17 protein-coding genes are annotated in these 16061 nt (G+C 73.5%); 8 read left to right on the top strand and 9 right to left on the bottom strand.

Features of this window, described 5'->3' with window-relative positions:
- Positions 1-8: 8 nt before the first annotated feature.
- Positions 9-656 (bottom strand): response regulator, encoded by a 648-nt coding sequence (locus ACSSS0_RS08495; RefSeq protein WP_435984440.1) that lies wholly within the window; start codon positions 654-656, stop codon positions 9-11.
- Positions 649-1845 carry a sensor histidine kinase gene (locus tag ACSSS0_RS08490; RefSeq protein WP_487230772.1) on the bottom strand — a complete coding sequence of 399 codons (1197 nt, stop codon included), beginning with the start codon at positions 1843-1845 and terminating at the stop codon, positions 649-651. The genes ACSSS0_RS08495 and ACSSS0_RS08490 overlap by 8 nt, the downstream gene beginning before the upstream one ends.
- A gap of 147 nt (positions 1846-1992) precedes the next feature.
- Between ACSSS0_RS08490 and ACSSS0_RS08485 the strand changes: the two genes are divergently transcribed.
- Complete coding sequence (locus tag ACSSS0_RS08485) at positions 1993-2952, top strand: SMP-30/gluconolactonase/LRE family protein (RefSeq protein WP_487230771.1); 960 nt, start codon at positions 1993-1995, stop codon at positions 2950-2952.
- Here ACSSS0_RS08485 and ACSSS0_RS08480 read toward each other — a convergent pair.
- On the bottom strand, positions 2930-3067 hold the full coding sequence (locus tag ACSSS0_RS08480) for a hypothetical protein (protein ID WP_487230770.1): 138 nt from the start codon (positions 3065-3067) through the stop codon (positions 2930-2932). The genes ACSSS0_RS08485 and ACSSS0_RS08480 overlap by 23 nt on opposite strands.
- A gap of 106 nt (positions 3068-3173) precedes the next feature.
- Between ACSSS0_RS08480 and ACSSS0_RS08475 the strand changes: the two genes are divergently transcribed.
- The gene (locus ACSSS0_RS08475; RefSeq protein ID WP_487230769.1) at positions 3174-4328 is read left to right on the top strand and encodes an ankyrin repeat domain-containing protein; all 1155 of its coding nucleotides are present in this window, start codon (positions 3174-3176) and stop codon (positions 4326-4328) included.
- On the opposite strand, the gene ACSSS0_RS08470 is transcribed toward ACSSS0_RS08475, so the two are convergent.
- Positions 4312-4767, bottom strand: a complete 456-nt coding sequence (locus tag ACSSS0_RS08470) for a MarR family winged helix-turn-helix transcriptional regulator (protein ID WP_435984444.1) — start codon at positions 4765-4767, stop codon at positions 4312-4314. The two genes, ACSSS0_RS08475 and ACSSS0_RS08470, sit on opposite strands and share 17 nt — an antisense overlap.
- Before the next feature lie 62 nt (positions 4768-4829).
- Here ACSSS0_RS08470 and ACSSS0_RS08465 point away from each other — a divergent pair, with 62 nt between their 5' ends.
- The gene (locus ACSSS0_RS08465) at positions 4830-5198 is read left to right on the top strand and encodes a VOC family protein (RefSeq protein ID WP_487230768.1); all 369 of its coding nucleotides are present in this window, start codon (positions 4830-4832) and stop codon (positions 5196-5198) included.
- A gap of 3 nt (positions 5199-5201) precedes the next feature.
- On the opposite strand, the gene ACSSS0_RS08460 is transcribed toward ACSSS0_RS08465, so the two are convergent.
- The 4 genes from ACSSS0_RS08460 to ACSSS0_RS08445 all read right to left on the bottom strand — a co-directional run bounded on the left by ACSSS0_RS08460 (position 5202) and on the right by ACSSS0_RS08445 (position 10521).
- Positions 5202-6449: a VOC family protein gene (locus ACSSS0_RS08460; protein ID WP_487230767.1), complete on the bottom strand. Its 1248-nt coding sequence runs from the start codon at positions 6447-6449 to the stop codon at positions 5202-5204.
- Positions 6450-6532: 83 nt separating this feature from the next.
- The gene (locus tag ACSSS0_RS08455; protein WP_487230766.1) at positions 6533-8059 is read right to left on the bottom strand and encodes a PH domain-containing protein; all 1527 of its coding nucleotides are present in this window, start codon (positions 8057-8059) and stop codon (positions 6533-6535) included.
- Positions 8056-8559 carry a PH domain-containing protein gene (locus tag ACSSS0_RS08450; RefSeq protein ID WP_435984448.1) on the bottom strand — a complete coding sequence of 168 codons (504 nt, stop codon included), beginning with the start codon at positions 8557-8559 and terminating at the stop codon, positions 8056-8058. Before ACSSS0_RS08450 ends, ACSSS0_RS08455 begins: the two co-directional genes overlap by 4 nt.
- Before the next feature lie 93 nt (positions 8560-8652).
- Entirely contained in the window at positions 8653-10521 is a 1869-nt protein-coding gene (locus ACSSS0_RS08445) for an ABC transporter ATP-binding protein (protein WP_487230765.1), read from the bottom strand.
- A 90-nt stretch (positions 10522-10611) separates the two neighbouring features.
- Between ACSSS0_RS08445 and ACSSS0_RS08440 the strand changes: the two genes are divergently transcribed.
- From ACSSS0_RS08440 to ACSSS0_RS08420, 5 genes are all read left to right on the top strand, one after another.
- Positions 10612-11034 (top strand): MarR family winged helix-turn-helix transcriptional regulator, encoded by a 423-nt coding sequence (locus ACSSS0_RS08440; protein WP_487230764.1) that lies wholly within the window; start codon positions 10612-10614, stop codon positions 11032-11034.
- 85 nt (positions 11035-11119) lie between these two features.
- Entirely contained in the window at positions 11120-11830 is a 711-nt protein-coding gene (locus ACSSS0_RS08435; RefSeq protein WP_487230763.1) for a P-loop NTPase family protein, read from the top strand.
- Positions 11831-11832: 2 nt separating this feature from the next.
- Complete coding sequence (locus ACSSS0_RS08430) at positions 11833-12375, top strand: 2'-5' RNA ligase family protein (protein ID WP_487230762.1); 543 nt, start codon at positions 11833-11835, stop codon at positions 12373-12375.
- Positions 12372-13406, top strand: coding sequence for an LLM class flavin-dependent oxidoreductase (locus ACSSS0_RS08425; protein ID WP_487230761.1), 1035 nt, complete (start codon positions 12372-12374; stop codon positions 13404-13406). Before ACSSS0_RS08430 ends, ACSSS0_RS08425 begins: the two co-directional genes overlap by 4 nt.
- 1 nt (position 13407) lies before the next feature.
- Positions 13408-14709, top strand: coding sequence for a glycosyltransferase (locus ACSSS0_RS08420; protein WP_487230760.1), 1302 nt, complete (start codon positions 13408-13410; stop codon positions 14707-14709).
- A gap of 48 nt (positions 14710-14757) precedes the next feature.
- Here ACSSS0_RS08420 and ACSSS0_RS08415 read toward each other — a convergent pair whose 3' ends face one another.
- Positions 14758-16047 carry an adenylate/guanylate cyclase domain-containing protein gene (locus tag ACSSS0_RS08415; protein ID WP_487230759.1) on the bottom strand — a complete coding sequence of 430 codons (1290 nt, stop codon included), beginning with the start codon at positions 16045-16047 and terminating at the stop codon, positions 14758-14760.
- Between the last annotated feature and the right edge of the window lie 14 nt (positions 16048-16061).

The raw sequence follows: 16061 nt of genomic DNA, 5'->3' as shown, positions 1-16061 counted from the left end.
GCGCCGCATCATCCGCCCGGCCGGATGATGCGGCGCTCGATCGCTGCCGCGACCGCTCCGGCTCGGGTGTCGACGCCGAGCTTGGTGTAGACGTGCGAGAGGTGCGACTTCACGGTCGCCTCGGAGACGAGCAGCTCGCGCGCCATCTCGCGGTTGCCGAGCCCGCGCGAGAGCAGCTCGAGCACCTCCACCTCGCGCTCGGTGACGACCGGACCGGGTGACGCCGCGCGTCGCACGAGCCGTGCTGCGACCGAGGGTGCGAGCACCGTCTCGCCGCGGGCCGTGGCGCGGATGCCGGCGAAGAGCTGGTCGGCGGGGGCGTCCTTGAGCAGGTAGCCGAGGGCGCCGGCGTCGAGGGCGCGCAGGATGTCCGCCTCGGTGTCGTAGGTCGTGAGGACGAGCACGTGCGGCGGCTCCGGCAGGGCCCGCAAACGCGCCGTCACCTCGGCCCCGCCCGCCCCGTCGCCGAGGTTGAGGTCCATGAGCACCACGTCCGGCCGTTCGGTGGCGACGACGCGTTCGGCCCCCGCCAGGTCGCTCGCCTCACCGACGACCTCGATGCCGTCCTGGCCGTCGACGAGGGCACGCAGGCCGGCGCGCACGACCGGGTGGTCGTCGACGAGGACGACGCGCACGGGGCCGGGCACGTCACCCACGGGGAACCCCGGGGGTCACCGGGAAGCGCGCCGACACCGTCGTGCCCTCGCCGGGTCCGCTCTCGACGACCGCGGTCCCCCCGAGGTCCGACGCCCGCTTGCGTATGCCGTCCAGCCCGCGCCCGCGGTCACCGCGGGCGCCCGGCCGGCTCGGTCGCGCCGAGTCGAAGCCACGCCCGTCGTCCCGGACGTCGAGCAGCACCTCGTCCGGGAGGTAGGTGAGGCTCACGACGGCCCGGGTGGCCCCGGCGTGCTCGACGACGTTGGCGAGGGCGCCCCTCGCAGAGCGCACGAGGGCGCCGGCGACCGCGGGATCGAGCGCCACGGCGTCGCCGTGCACCCGCACCTGGACGTCGACGCCGTGGGTGCCGGCCGTGGCGGCCACCCGCTCGAGCGCGGCCGGCAGGGCCTCACCCGTCGTGTCGTCCGCGAGGTCCGCCGGGGCGAGGTCGCGCACGACCCGACGGACCTCGTCGAGGCCCTCGCGCGCGGCCGTCCGTGCGGCCGCGACGTGCTCGCGGGCCACGAGCGGCCTGCGTTCCCAGTCCTGCTCGGCCGCACCGAGCAGGAGGGTGATGCTGGACAGACCCTGTCCGACCGAGTCGTGGATCTCGCGCGACAGCCGGGTGCGCTCGGCGAGGGCGCCCGAGCGGTGCTGGGCGACGGCGAGGTCGGCCTGGGCGTCGGTCAGCTCGTCGATGAGGGCCTGGCGCGTGCGGGCCTCGCGCTCGAGGGCACGGTAGGACAGCACGGTGACGAGGGCGATGCCGACCGGTCCCACGAGCACGGTCGGGTCGAGGTCGTCGGTGATCCGGCTCCACGCCACGCTGACGACCGCGGTCATGACGACGACGACCGCGACGGCATACGGGAAGGGGAGGACCTGGAGCACGGCGAAGGCGACGGGCACGGCCGTCCACGCGAAGGAGGGGGCGACGAGCGTCAGCACCACCCAGAGGACGACGACGACCGTGATCCACGCGTACGGCCACACGGCGCGGTCGGCGACGAGCCGACGCGTGAGGTAGGCGGCCCCGAGGAGGGTGGCACCGGCAAGGACGAGCACCGCGGTGCCGTCGAGGTCGTGACGCAGCAGGTAGCGCACGGAGCACGTCACGAGGAGCACGACGAGGACGGCGTCGAGCCACCGGTCGAGTCGCGCCACCGGCGCGAGGATGCCCTCCTCCATGACGGGCAGCCTAGGGACGTCACGGGGCGTCGGCATCATCCGATCGGCTACTCCGACGTGGCCGGTCGCCCGACGCGGTGGGTGGGCCGGAGCGGCGAGTGTGGTGGGGACCGCACCGACCACCCTCGTCCTCACCGGGAGACCACCATGAAGCGCAGCCTCGCCGCCGTCCTCGCCCTCGCCGCAGCACCCCTGCTGCTCGCCGCACCGGCGCAGGCCCACCCCTCCGACCACGGACGCCCCGGCACCTACCTGCTCACCGGCGACGCCGGCGGCTCGAAGTTCGAGGGCATCGGTGCCGACGAGCGGCGCGGCGCCTTCTACGTCAGCGAGGTGACGGGGGGCGAGATCCACCGTGGCTCGGCCGGCGTCGCGCAGACCGAACAGTGGCTCGCGGGCGACGGCACCGACGGACGCTTCACGGCGCGCGGGATCACGACGGACGCCGCCGGCCGGGTCTACGTCGCCGGAGGTCCGAACGGCATCGGCACCGGTCGGCCCGACCTCTGGGTCTACGCGCCGGACGGCCGCCTGCTGGCCGCGCTGCGCGCCCCGGGTGACACCGTCTTCCTCAACGACGTCGCGATCGGCCCGGACGGCGCCGCGTACTTCACGAACTCGAACGCGCCGCAGGTCTACCGGGTCGCGCTCGAGGGCGGCGAGTGGGGCGTCACCCGGTGGGCGGACGCGGCGGGGACCATCGAGCAGCGAGCCGGGTTCAACCTCGGTGGCATCGTCGTCAGCGCCGACCGCTCGGCGCTCGTCGTCGCACAGGGGAACGCCGGCCTGCTGTGGCGCTTCGACCTGCGCACCGCGGCGGTGTCACCCGTCGAGACCGGGGGAGCGGCCCTCACCGACGCCGACGGCCTCGTCCGGCAGGGCTCGCGGCTCACCGTGGTGCGCAACTTCGCGCGGATGATCGCGACGCTCGAGCTTACCGCCGACGGCCGCCGCGCCCGTCTCGTGTCCCAGGTCGCCACCGACCCGGACCGGGTGCTGACGACGGCCAAGGCCCTCCGGGGTCGGATGCTCTTCGTCGACAGCAAGTTCGACGAGGCCGTGGCTGCCGGCCCGTACGAGGTCGTCACCGACCCGCTGGCACGATGAGGACCATGCGACGGGGCAGCACGACGAGCGCCACGGTCACGGCTGCCGCCGGGTTGGCCGCCGCCGTCACCGCCCTGACGCTCGCCGCCTGCACCTCGAGTGGCCCCGCAACCACGCCAGCCACTTCAGCCACTCCAGACCCTCCGACCACCTCCGTCACGACGACCGGTGGGACGACGGGGCCACTCGACGGGGGAGGGACGCGGACGGGAGGGACTGCTGTGACGACGAGGCCACTCGACGGGACGACGGCGACGGCGACGGCGTCGGCGGCCGAGCAGGCACGGCTCGACGCCGCGCTGCGGGACGCGGCGTGGAAGGACGACGTGCCGCGCGCGACGGCTCTCGTCGCTCGGGGCGCGGACGTCAACGCCAAGGACGAGACCCAGCAGTCGGCATACCTCGTCGCGACGAGCGAGGGCCGGCTCGCGCTGCTCCGGCTGGCGCTCGCCCACGGCGCTCGCGTCGACGACAAGGACAGCTGGAACGGCACCGGCCTCATCCGGGCGGCCGAGCGCGGGCACGCCCTCGTCGTCGGCGAGCTGCTCCGAGCCGGGATCGACCGCGACCACGTCAACCGGATCGGCTACCAGGCGATCCACGAGGCCGTGTGGCTCGGCCGCGACACGTCCACCTACGTCGACACGGTGCGCGTGCTCGTCGCCGGCGGTGTCCAGCTGGACCGGCCCTCACGCGACGAGGGCCTGACCCCGTTGGAGATGTCCCGCGAGCGCGGGTTCGACCGACTGACAGGAGCACTCGTGACAGCGACCACTGCGGAACCGGTGAAGGGGCCCGATGCGGCCCTGCTGTCGGCGGCCGCGCGCGGTGACGCCGACGGCGTGGCGCTCGCGCTGCGAGCCGGCGCCGACATCGAGGCCCGCGACGGCAGGATGCGCACGGCGCTGCTGCTCGCCGCCACGGGCGACCACGTCGACGCCGCACGGGTGCTCGTCGCGATGGCGGCCGACCCCGATGCCCTCGACGACCGCCACGACACCCCATGGCTCGTCACGGGCGTCACCGGCAGCGTCGCGATGCTCGAGGCGCTCCTCCCGGCCGGTCCCGACCTCACGATCCGCAACCGCTACGGGGGTGTCTCGGTCATCCCGGCGAGCGAGCGCGGACACGTCGCCTACGTGCGCCGCGTCGTCCAGACCGGCATCGACGTGAACCACGTCAACGACCTCGGCTGGACGGCCCTGCTCGAGGCCGTGATCCTCGGCGACGGTGGCGAGAGACACCAGCAGATCGTGCGGCTCCTGCTCGAGGCCGGGGCCGACCCGTCGATCGCCGACGAGGACGGTGTCACCGCGCTCGAGCACGCCCGCGACAAGGGGTATGCCGCCATCGCCCGGATCATCGAGAAGGCGTGACGCGCAAGGCGTCGACCATGCCGCGCAGGATGCGGAAGGCGTCCTCCTGCTCCGTCGAGGTCAGGCCGGCCAGCATCCTGACCTCGACGGACCGGACCGCTGCGCTCGCCGTCTCGAGGCTCCGTCGTCCGCGCGGCGTGAGTCGCGTCGGCAGGGCCTTCCCGACAGGCGCCGCAGCGGGCCTCGTCACGAAGCCGTCGCGTTCCAGGGCCTGCAGGAGCACGTTCATCGACTGGCGGGTCACGAAGGCTCCGCGCGCCAGCTCGGAGTTCGACAGGCCCGGTCGCTGGGCCAACAGCTCGAGGCACGAGTAGTGCGTCACGGTCATCCCGAGTGGTCGCAGGACGTCCTCCATGGCGGCGCGGAGGGCGCTCGACGCCTCTTTCAGCAGATAGCCCAGTGACGTCTCGAGGTCGACGCCGACACCGTCTTGACTCATGTCAGTATTCTGACATACCGTCGAGAGTGTCAGATAACTGACATGCCATCGAGGAGGCAGCCTTGCCCGTCACCGGTCCCGACTTCATCTCTCTCCAGGCCACCGATCTCGACGTCTCCCGGGCGTTCTACGAGCGGTACCTCGGCCTCGTGCGTTCGCCGGCCGGGCCCCCGCACGCCGTCGTCTTCGAGACGACGCCGATCGCCTTCGCCCTCCGCGACGTCGTCGCCGACACCGATCTCGCCTCCGTCGCGCGGCCCGGCATCGGTGCCGCGATCTGGCTCCACGCGACCGACGTCCAGGCCATCCACGACGCCCTCGACGCCGACGGGCACACCATCGTCTCCGCCCCGGTCGACGGCCCGTTCGGCCGGACCTTCACCTTCGCCGACCCCGACGGCTACCACGTCACCCTCCACGACCGCGCCTGAGGCTCACGCGGTCGTGACGAGGTCCACCTCGTTGCCCTCCGGGTCGGTGAGGGTCCGACGACCCGGGGCGGTCTCTCCGACGACCCGGCCGCCGGCGGCCAGGGCCGCCTCGACGCGGGCCCGGGCGTGGTCGTGCGGGACGTGGAGTTCGACGTGGATGCGGTTGCGATGCCGCCGCCGCTCTGCGTCGGAGGCATCCATCTGCTGGAAGAACAGGACCGGGCCGAGCCGGCGCGGGTCGTAGATGTCGGTCACGGACGCCCGTGGGTCGTGGTCGTACCCGAGCAGGGACGCCCAGAAGGACCTCACCGCATCGACGTCGACCGCGTCGATGCCGAGCTGGACGAACCGCGGGCGCGTCGGGTCCGCGGTCAGCCCCAGGTCGCGCGCCACGGTCTGGACGCCGGCGGCGAGCCGCGCGAACCCGCTCGTGACAGAGCCCTCCCCGTCGTCCCACTGGTCCTTCCCGCTGTCGACCATGACGCCGTCGGGCCGCAGGTCGACCGCCAACGGCAGGCCGGCGTCGTCAGCCAGCACGGCAACGGCAGACGCCAGCTCGGCCGCCTGCTCTGGCGAGTCGACGGGGTAGTGCACCATCGCGCCGAACAGCACCTGCCAGTCCGAGGTCTCCGGGGCCGAGGAGAGCGCGTCGCCCGGGACCACGTCGACCTCGTTCCCGTCGGCGTCGGCGAGCGCGACCCCGTACGCGCCGAACGGCTCCTGCCCGACGGCGTCCCGGGCCGCCGCCACCGCGTCCGGCACGCGCACCACGTCGACGTGGATCCGGTCGCGCAGCGGGCTCGGCCGACTCGGGTTGAACGTCATCCCAGGACTTCGTCGCGACGGGTCCACGAGCCTGTGGGCACCCACGGGCTCGTAGCCGAGCACGGACCGCCAGAACGACAGCAGGCTCGGCTGGTCCGCGGTGTCGACCACGAGCTCGAGCGCCTGGAGCGCCACCGGATCGGCGGCCAGGCCGAGGTCGCGGGCTGCCGTCGAGATCGACCGCGCCAGCTGCACGTCGGTCGACGCGAGATCGCTTCCCGTGCCGACCCGCACGCGCACCCCGCCTGGGCGCAGGTCCAGGTGCGGCAGACCGGCGTCGGACGTCAGCTCGGCGACTCGGCGGACGAGGGCCGCACCCGCCGTCATCGACGGAGCGTCGAACCAGGCGCTCGCACCGGCATCGAGGACGCGCCAGTCCCCGACGCCGTCCGCGCGCTGGAGATCGGTCTGCCTGGCTCGATGCATGAGGTCCCCTCTCGGCGCGGGACGGCGTCGTCCCCGGGTCAGCTCGAACCTAGGGTCCGTCCCGGACGAAAGTCGGCTGGAACCTACGCGAACTCGGCCAGCAGGTCGGGGCTGACCTGGACCAGGACGGCATACGCCTGTTCGACGGGCACGTCGACGACGTCGTAGTGCTGGGCGCCGGCGGCCGTCGTGGCGACCAGTGTCGCGACGCCGACGCGCCGCTGGAAGAAGGACTGCTCGATCTTCCAGCCGATGATGCCGTCGCGGTCGAGCACGACGCGCTGCCGGTCCAGCGAGCCGTGTCGCGTCACGAGGTGGTCGGGGGTGACGGTGTGCCCGAGGGCGCGGTAGCGGTCACGGCCGAGGGCGACGGCGCCGACGAGCAGGAGCGGCACGAGGACGAGCAGCGAGCCGTGCCAGTCCCAGAGCAGCCGCGCCACGACGAGCAGCGCTGCGAGGAGGAGCGCCGGCACGACGGCGCGCGTCAGGCGACGGCGTCGGGCGGCGGGACCGTGCTGCGTGAGCGGCCCTGACACGGCGGCCTCGTCAGGCCGGATGCGCAGGGCGAGGGGCGTCACGACGTCGGCCGGTGCCGGTGGGCACAGCCAGTCCGAGCCGCCCTGCTCGCGCAGCAGGCCCGAGGTGACGACCTTGAGGCGGCGCGCGCCCGCGAGGCGCAGCCCGAGCGGCTCGTCGAGCCGGATGCCGCGCACGCGAGCGGCGTCGATGCTCGTCTCCCGGTTGGTGAGCAGGCCGCGTCGCGTGTGCAGGGTGCCGAGCCGGTTGCGGGTCAGGCGGAAGCCCCAGAAGGTCAGGACGTAGGCCCCGACCGCCAGCAGCGACACGAAGCCGAGCAGGAGCAGCACGTCGACCCACCAGGACAGGCGCGCGACCCAGGACGCGCCGTCTCGGAAGACCGACCGCTCCTGCGAGAAGCGCGAGAAGCCCTGCGACGCGAAGCCGGCGATGGCCGCGGCGCTCGCGAGTCCCGTCACGGTGAGCGGCGCGTAGCGGATCCACGACGGGTCGAGACGCAGGAGCACCTCGTCGTCGACGGCCGGGGGTGCGTCGTCGGGCACGTCGTCGACGGCCACCGGCGCACCGGTCGGCGCAGGCAGGCCGGTCACGGCCGGATCGACGCGGTGGAGCAGCTCAGCTCGCAGCCGGCGTCCGGCGTCGACGCTCAGCGAGTCGAGGACGAGCCGGTCCTGCTGGCCTCCGGCCGTCGAGATCTCGACCTTGGCGAGACCGAGCAGCCGGTGGTGCACCTTGGCCGTGAGGTCGATGGTGCGCACCTTGTCGAGGCGCGCCGTCGTCGTCTGCTTCGTGAAGAGGCCGCGGCGCAGCTCGATCTGGCCCTCGGTGATGCGGTAGCGGGTCGTCACCCAGCGCAGGACGCCGAAAGCGACGATGAGCGGGACGGCATACAGCTCCCACCGGTCGTTGTCGTCGGAACCGGCCCGGAAGATGACGAGCGCGAGCAACGCGGGGAGGAAGCGGATCAGCGTCTCGAGGGGGTGGACGAGCAGCATCCGCGCGTCGAGCCGGCGCCAGCCGTCGGTCTCGCCGGTCTCTGCGGTCTCACCGGTCTCGTCGCCGACCTCGGTCACGTCGCGTCGCCCGTCTCGGCCACGGCCGCGGCCGTCAGGGCGTCGACGAGCTCGCGGGCGACGGGCAGGTCGAGCCCGTGGATGGTGACCGGGCCGGCGGCCGACGCGGTCGTGATGGTCACGGCGGCCAGGCCGAGCAGCTGCGCCACGGGCCCGCGCTGGAGGTCGACGGTCTGCACCCGGCTAAGCGGTGCGATCCGGCGCTCCTGCCACAGCCAGCCGCTCTGCGTGTAGATCGCCCGCGGCGTCGCCTCCCACCGGTGCACCCGGTAGCGCCACTGCGGCATCGCGACGGCGTAGGCCGCGCCGGCGACGAGCCACACGGCGCCGACGACCCAGTGCAGGGTGCGGGACGGGGCGTCGTCGACGAGCCACCAGACGACCTGTCCCGCCAGCAGGAGCACGAGCACGACGAGGGCCTGGAGCGTCCACATGACGACGGCGCGAGGGGACACCCGGTGGGCGGGCTCGCGCAGCACGGGGGCGTCAAGGGGTTCCACGGGCCCACGGTGTCACACGGACGTGGGCAGGCGACATCCGACCGAGGTATGCCGCCCTGCCGACCTTCGTCGGGTCGTGCCCTCGGCCGGGGCTCAGGCTGCGAGCGCCTCGTCGGCCGCGCCCTGGCGGGCCTGCACGAGCCGCGCGTAGCGGCCCCTGCGAGCCATCAGCTCGTCGTGGTCGCCGAGCTCGGCGACCCGGCCGTGGTCGAGCACGGCGATCTGCTCGGCGTCGCGGATCGTCGAGAGTCGGTGCGCGATCGTCAGGGTGGTGCGGCCGGCCATGAGCCGGTCGATCGCCGCCTGCAGCTCACGCTCGGTCTCGTTGTCGAGGGCGCTCGTCGCCTCGTCGAGCACGAGGACGCGTGGGTTGCGCAGGAGGGTGCGCGCGATCGCGAGGCGCTGCTTCTCCCCGCCGGAGAAGCGGTGCCCGCGGGCGCCGACGACGGTGTCGAGCCCCTCGGGCAGGCTCGCGACGAGCGGGGCGACCTGGGCGGCGGCGAGAGCCTGCCACAGGTTGTCGTCGTCGGCTCCGGGGGCGGCGAGCAGGAGGTTGTCGCGGATCGAGGCGTGCACGAGGTAGGTGTCCTGGGAGACGACGCCGACGATGCGGGCGAGGTCGACGGGGTCGAGGTCGCGCAGGTCGACGCCGTCGATCGTGACACGGCCGGACTCCGGGTCGTGCAGGCGCGCGAGGAGGCCCGCGAGGCTCGACTTGCCGGAGCCGGTCTCGCCGACGAGGGCCAGCGTCGTGCCGGCCGGCACGTGAAGCGTGACGTCGGAGACGGCAAACGCCCTCTCGGCGGGGGAGGTGGACGCGTCGTGGCTGAAGCTGACGCCCTCGAAACGCACCTCGCCGCGCAGCCGGTCGTGCTGCACGGCAACGGGATCGGCAGGTGGCGCTACCTCGACGGGAAGGTCGAGATAGCCGAAGATCCGGCTGAAGAGCGCCATCGAGGTGACCCACTGGGCACCGACGTCGAGCAGGCCCATGAGGGGGCGGAAGATGCCGGCCTGCAGCGTCGTGAAGGCGATGAGCGTGCCGATGGTCATGCCACCGGAGGTCGCGGGCAGGCCGGCGGCGAGGTAGATGAGTGCGGGGATCGCGGCGAAGATGATCTGCATCGTCGCCATGCGCCAGCGGCCGGCGAGCTGCGAGCGCAGCTCGAGGTCGATGAGGTCGGTGGACGTCGCGGCGAAGCGGTCGGCCGTGGCCTCACCGGCGCCGAGCGTCTTGACGAGGGTGGCACCGCTGACGGTGAGGCCCTCCTCGACCTGGCTGTGCAGGTCGGCGAGGCGGCGCTGGCGCTGCGCGGTGATGTCGCGGCGCAGGAGGGCGACCTTGCGGGTCATGAGGACGGCCGGCGGGATGACGAGCAGCGACAGCAGCGAGAGCCGCGGGCTGAGCGCGACCATGGCGATCGCCGTCGCGACGGCGGTCGTGAGGTTGCTCGCGATCGATGTTGCCGTCGACGTGATCACCGACTGCATGCCGCTGATGTCGTGGGTGAGGCGCGACTGCACCTCGCCGCTGCGCGTGCGGGTGAAGAAGGCGACGGACTGGCGCTGCAGGTGGCGGAAGACGTCGGTGCGCAGCCCGTGCATGACGCGCTGGCCGACCGTGGTGGTGAGCCACGTCTGGACGACGCCGAGCAGCTGGCTGACGACGGTGACGGCGAGCATGCCGCCGACGGCCCAGAGCAGGAGGCGGACGTCCTGGTGGGGGAGGGCGTCGTCGATGACGGCGCGCAGGAGGAAGGGCTGGGTCATCGAGATGACCGAGATGGCCACGATGATCGCGGTGACGACTGCGACGGTGCGGGCGTGGGGGCGGAAGAGGCCGGCGACCCGTCGCAGGGAGACGGGGGACTCGGCGAGCTGGGCGCGGTCCTGCGGGTCGATCTTCTCGGGTTGGCGGCCGCCTCGGTGGGCGGGCCTGAGGGCTGTGGTGGTGTCGTTCACGTGGTCACTCCATCTGTGGACTCCAATTCATGATGCTGAGGTTACCTCACTATGAGGTCGATCTATAAATCGAGCCGTATGCTGCTCCCCATGCGTGACGTCGACGAGCCCTCCCTCGACGAGCTGCTCATGGGCGCGGCCCGGGCCCTGCGGCGCCGCTGGGCCAGCGGACTCGGGCCCGACCTGTCGCCCCACGACGCGCGGGCGCTGCGCGTCATCGGGCACCACGGCCCGACCCGTCTCGGCGTCGTCGCCGACCACCTGCGCATCGCCCCCCGCTCGGCCACCGACGTCGTCGACCGGCTCGAGTCGCGCGGCCTCGTCCACCGCACCCCCGACCCGGCCGACCGCCGCGCCATGACCGTGGCCCTCACCGCCGTGGGGGAGTCGGTCCTCGCCGAGGTCGACGAGGCGCGACGTGAGGGTGCTGCGGACTTCTTCGGGTCTCTGACCGACCGCGAACGCACGTCGCTCGCCGCCATCCTCACGCGGCTCGACCCCCGAGAGCCGTGAGGTCGAAATGTCCTCTGTCATACACTTCGCTGCCGGCAACCGACGGCACGCGAGGCCGGGGCGACCACCGGCGAGGAGCTGGTGGGTGGCTGACGTGAACGGGCTCGTCATGGTCGAGGGGCGCCCGGGGTCGGGCCGCACGACGACCGCCGAGGACATCGCCCGCTGGCTGGCCGGCGAGCAGGTCGCCGTCGAGCACCGGGCCGAGGGCGAGGCCGACCACCCCGTCGACGTCGACCACGTCGCCGTGCTCGCGACCGCGCAGCTCCTCGAGCTCGCGGCCGAGTCCACGGCCACGTCCCGGGCCCTGCTCGGCGCCGCTGAGCAGCACGGCGACGTGTGGGTCGTGCGCCCCGAGTCACAGGCGACCCTGCCCGAGCCGCTGCGCGACCGAGTCCGGGAGGCCGCGAGCCGCTGTCGGGTCCCGGCCGAGGTCAGCGCCTCGCTCGTCGCCGACGCCTGGACCCGCTTCGGGCGGACCGAGCCCCGTGGCGTGCACGTCTGGGAGTCCGCCCTGCTCCGGTCGCCGGACATCGCGCTCGTGCGCCGGCTCGTCGACGCCGTGCGTGCGCACCGGCCGGTCGTCGTCTACCTCGACGACGACCGGGAGATCGGTTCGAGCCGACAGGGGCAGCGACGCGAGCTCGACCTCCTCGTCGTCGCGGGCCTCGACGTCCCGACCCTCGTGGTGCCGGTCGGCGACGGTCACCGCGACGACCACGCGGCCGCGGTCCGCCACTTCGTCGCCGAGCACGTCGGCCTCGCCCGACGGCCGGACTCGCAGCAGGTCGCCTGACCATGCCCCTGCACGCGGTCGAGGGCCTGCTCGACGCCACCACCGACACGGAGGTCCGGCGTGAGTGGGCGGCCCTCGCCGCGGCAGGACTGCCGAGCCAGGCGCACCACCAGGGCGCCACGAACGCGCCCCACATCACCCTGGCGCTCGCCGGGAAGGTCCCCGACTACGTCGAGGCGCGGATCGCCCGCGCGCTCGAGACGGTGCGGCCCGTGCCGGTCCGCCTCGGTTCGCTCCTCGTCATGGGCTCGCGTCGCTACGTCCTGGCCCGCCTCGTCGTCCCGACGCCCGAGCTGCTCGACCTCCAGCGGTCGCTCGCGGCGGCGATCGTCGGGGCGCCCGACGTGCCCGACCAGGTGCGCCCCGGCCGCTGGACCCCGCACGTGACCATCGCCCGCGGGCTCGGCTCGCGCCAGGTCGGCGAGGCGCTCGCCGTCCTCGGGCGGGCGCGCCCGCTCGAGGGCACGATCGAGTCGGTCCGTCGCTGGGACCCCGACGCCGGGCGCACGTGGCACGTCGGCGGCATACCTACGATGGGCGCATGAGCCTCGAACTCGGCCTCGACACGTTCGGCGACATCGCCAACGGGCCCGACGGTGCCCCGCTCCACCCCGCCGTGGTGATCCGGGAGGTGCTGGCCGAGGGCGAGCTCGCCGACCGGCTCGGTCTCGACTTCTTCGGCGTGGGCGAGCACCACCGCGACGACTACGCCGTCAGCGCCCCCGACGTGCTGCTCGCCGGCCTGGCCGCCCGCACCGAGCACATCCGGCTCGGCACGTCCGTCACGGTCCTGTCCAGCGACGACCCGATCCGCGTCTTCCAGCGCTTCTCCACCGTCGACGCGATCAGCCGTGGTCGCGCCGAGATCACCGTCGGCAGAGGCTCGTTCATCGAGTCCTTCCCCCTCTTCGGTCTCGACCTCGCCGACTACGAGACGCTCTTCGAGGAGAAGCTCGACCTGCTCGCAGCCGTCGTGGCCGAGGAGCCGATCCGGTGGGAGGGCTCGATCCGTCCGCCCGTGCAGGTCGAGAGGGTCATGCCGGCGACGGAGTCCGGCCACCTGCCCGTCTGGGTCGGCGTCGGCGGCACGCCCCAGTCGGTCGTCCGAGCCGCGCACTACGGCTTCCCCGTCGTCATCGCCATCATCGGTGGCTCGGCCCGCCAGTTCGCGCCGCTCGCCGACCTCTACCGCCGGGCCCTGTCCGAGATGGGCAAGCCCGAGCTGCCGATCGGGGTGCACTCGCCGGGCTACGTCGCGGCCACCGACGAGCAGGCCCGCGACGACTTCATGCCGCACTTCCTGCCCTACATGAACAAGCTCGGCCGCGAGCGCCGCTGGGCGCCGATGGGCAAGGAGCAGGCGCTCCAGCAGCTCGGGCCCGAAGGCGCCGTCTACTGCGGGTCGCCCGACACCGTGGCCGCCAAGATCGTCGACTCGGTGCGCGTGCTCGGCCTCTCCCGCTTCCAGCTGAAGTACTCCTTCGGCACCCTCCCGCACGACCAGCGGATGGAGTGCATCCGCCTCTACGCCGAGGAGGTCGTGCCGCGCGTCCGCGCGCAGCTCGGCGAGGACTGACGTGCGGATCCTCCTGCTGGGCATGGGATCCCGTGGTGACGTCCAGCCGCTCGTGGCGCTCGGGCAGCGCCTCCGGCGGATGGGGTATGCCGTGTCGCTGGCTGCGCCGGCCGACCTCGGTCACGTCGTGGCGGGCAGCGGTGTCGGCTTCGAGCCGCTGTCGTTCGACCTCGAGGGCCCGCTGCGCGAGGGACTCGGACGCGACGCGCTCCGCGGGTCGGCGCGGACCCAGGTGCGCGAGGCGCGGCTCATGCGCCAGGTCATGGCCGACACCGCCACGGCCCTGGCCGCCGACGTCGCGCGTCTCGTCGACGCCGCCGATGCGGTGGTGTCGGGGGCGCTGACCTTCGACCTCGTCGATGCGCTGCTGTCGACCGGCCGCGGGGACGGGCGCCCGTCGAAGCCGCACGTCTACGCCGTCTTCGCGCCGGTCTGGCCGAGCGCGCACGGCGACTCGGTCGCGCTCGCACTCCGACCGCGGTCGGCGTCGTGGGTCAACCGCGCGTGGAGCACCCTCGCGGGCCGGGTCGCCCTCGACCTCTTCAGGCCGGCCGGAGACCTCACCCGTGCGCGACGAGGTTTGCCGCGACAGCGGTTCCGTCACTACACGGCGGCTGCGGAGCGGACGCCGACGCTGCTCGCAGCGAGCCCGTCCGTCGTCCCGCCGGCCGCGGACTGGCCCCCGGCGCTGCGCCAGACCGGGTACTGGGTGCGCGACGAGGTCGTGAGCGGGTCGCCGGACCCGGACCTCGAGGCGTTCCTCGCCGAAGGGCCTGCTCCGGTCTTCGTCGGCTTCGGGTCCATGCCGACCCCTGATCCGGAGGGCGTCGTGCGCGACGCGGCGGGGGCGCTCGGCCGTCTCGGGATGCGCGGTGTCGTCAGCGAGGGCCTCGCCGGACTGTCGATCGGCACGACCGCGACGACGATCGGGATCCGCTCCGCCCCGCACGACGTGCTCTTCCCGCGCTGCGCCGTCGTCGTCCACCACGGGGGAGCGGGCACGACCGCGGCCGCGGTCCGGGCCGGGGTGCCGCAGGTCGTCGTCCCGCACGCCGCCGACCAGCCCTACTGGGGCCGCCGGATGGCCGACCTCGGGGTCGCCGCACCGCCGATCGCCCGCAAGGACCTCACGGCGGCGCGGCTCGAGCGGGCGCTCGAGGTCGCGCTGTCCCCGGGAGCCCGCGCGGCGGCATACGCCCTCGGTGAGCGCGTCCGCGCGGAGGACGGCGCCGGCGACGCAGCGCGACTCGTCGACACCTACCTCAGGGGCGCCGGGCCGTCACGACACACCAAGCTCGGCTGAGGCCGACCGCTCACGCTCCGGGGCCCACGTGACGGAGCACTTCGTGTGTCACGCGGTCACGCCTCCCGCGGCGTCGAGCAGGAAGGTGCGCATCGGACCCTTGCTCTTGACGAGGATCGTCCCGCGAGGGCGGAGCGTGAACTCGGGGCCGAGCGCGGCGGCGACGCGCTCGGTGACGTGGATCTGTCCCGGCAGTCCGTGGGACTCCATCCGGCTGGCCGTGTTGACGGTGTCGCCCCAGAGGTCGTAGATGAACTTGCGTCGCCCGATGACTCCCGCGACGGCGGGGCCGGTGTCGACGCCGATGCGCACGGCGAGCCACTCACAGCCCGGCTCCCGCGCGATCGACGCGATCTCCTCGCGCATCGCGAGCGCCACCCGGGCCACCGCTTGGACGTGGTCGGGCCGCCGTTCCGGCAGACCGCCCGCGACCATGTAGGCGTCGCCGATCGTCTTGATCTTCTCGACCGCCTGCGCGTCGGCCTCGCGGTCGAAGGCCGAGAAGATGCGGTCGAGGAGCGCGACGAGGTCGTCGGCAGGCATGACCTGGGTGCGCTCGGTGAAGCCGACGAGGTCGGCGAAGAGGACGGTGACCGCCTCGTAGTGCTCCGCGATGGTGCCGGAGCCGCGCTTGAGCCGTTCGGCGATCGGGCCGGGCAGGACGTTGAGGAGCAGGCGCTCGGACCTCGCCTGCTCGGCCTCGAGGGCGATGCGAGCCCGCTCGCGCTGCTCCACGAAGTAGCCGAGCATCGCGTAGGCGCTGACGGTGACGCCCATGACGTTGAGCACGAAGAAGGTGACGACGAAACCGGTCGGCAGGTCCGCCGGGTGCGCCGAGAGCCGCGGGTCGATCAGCGCCAGCGTCACGAGCGCGACGAAGAAGGCCGCGAGCCAGCCGACCGAGCGCCGCACTCCGAGCAGTGCGAGCGCGGCGAGCGGCACGAAGATCGCCCAGAGGACCATCCCGCTCGAGGCGATGAAGCCGCCGAGCGACGCCTGGAGCAGGCACGGGAGCACGAGGAACGCCACGAGCTGCGTCGTGCGGAACACGGCGAACCTGCCGGTGCGCGACAGGACGAGCAGGCCCGCCACGGTGGTCACCTGGTAGGCGGCCGGTATCGCGGCCGACAGCGGGTGGCCGAAGGCGAGGTAGGTGCCGACCCAGATGAAGGAGATCAGCGCGATGAGCACCGACGCGAAGATGAGCATGCCCTGGCGCAGACGCTCGTCCTGGCTCTGCCCTGGTCGGGCGCCGATCTCGGCAAGGCGCTCGACGATCCGGACGACAGCCCCGCTGAGACCGGTCCGGGGAAGGCTGAGCACGTCGGATGCGCCCATCCCGCGATCGTACG

This window comes from Terrabacter sp. R4-6, assembly GCF_057529065.1.
The sequence above is the reverse complement of the archived record's forward strand: the minus strand, read 5'-3'. Positions and strand labels throughout refer to the sequence as shown.

Bases quoted from the DNA above. Each gene is read 5' to 3' on its own strand.
- ACSSS0_RS08425 (WP_487230761.1), top strand. From the start codon at position 12,372: ATGAGCCTCGAACTCGGCCTCGACACGTTCGGCGACATCGCCAACGGG.
- ACSSS0_RS08490 (WP_487230772.1), bottom strand. From the start codon at position 1,845: ATGGAGGAGGGCATCCTCGCGCCGGTGGCGCGACTCGACCGGTGGCTC.
- ACSSS0_RS08415 (WP_487230759.1), bottom strand. From the start codon at position 16,047: ATGGGCGCATCCGACGTGCTCAGCCTTCCCCGGACCGGTCTCAGCGGG.
- ACSSS0_RS08470 (WP_435984444.1), bottom strand. From the start codon at position 4,767: ATGAGTCAAGACGGTGTCGGCGTCGACCTCGAGACGTCACTGGGCTAT.
- ACSSS0_RS08430 (WP_487230762.1), top strand. From the start codon at position 11,833: ATGCCCCTGCACGCGGTCGAGGGCCTGCTCGACGCCACCACCGACACG.
- ACSSS0_RS08485 (WP_487230771.1), top strand. From the start codon at position 1,993: ATGAAGCGCAGCCTCGCCGCCGTCCTCGCCCTCGCCGCAGCACCCCTG.
- ACSSS0_RS08460 (WP_487230767.1), bottom strand. From the start codon at position 6,449: ATGCATCGAGCCAGGCAGACCGATCTCCAGCGCGCGGACGGCGTCGGG.
- ACSSS0_RS08440 (WP_487230764.1), top strand. From the start codon at position 10,612: ATGCGTGACGTCGACGAGCCCTCCCTCGACGAGCTGCTCATGGGCGCG.